This is a genomic window from Microbispora sp. CSR-4 (genome assembly GCF_008033685.1).
In the GTDB taxonomy this organism is placed as follows: domain Bacteria; phylum Actinomycetota; class Actinomycetes; order Streptosporangiales; family Streptosporangiaceae; genus Microbispora.
The window spans coordinates 1-298 of sequence record NZ_VJVX01000327.1; the positions used below are offsets into that span (position 1 = coordinate 1).

Consider the following 298-nt stretch of genomic DNA (forward strand, 5'->3'; position numbering starts at 1 on the left):
AGGTGGGTCACACGGTCGCCGGTGCGGCTGCCGCGCAGGGTTTTGCCGTCCACGGCCAGGCCGAGTAGCGCTGTTCTGCCGTTCGTGCCGTTCGTGCCGTTCGTGCCGGTCGCTGGTGGCGCGGCGGCCAGCCTGGCCAGGTAGGCGCAGGTCGCAGCGTCGAAGTCGTCGCCGTCCAGGCGGGCCAGCAGCCGTCCCACCTGAGTTGGCTCAATTTAGTGCGCACCTTCGGGGCTGCGGATCTGCTTGAGTGCGTCGCGTAGGTCTGTGGGCAGGGGGTCGGCGGCGGTCAGGACGT

Annotated in this window: 1 pseudogene; it reads right to left on the bottom strand. The window is 70.1% G+C overall.

The window, feature by feature from the left end:
* Positions 1-200 (bottom strand): annotated as a pseudogene (locus FLV34_RS40010) (ISAs1 family transposase); the annotation flags it as partial.
* Positions 201-298 lie beyond the last annotated feature (98 nt).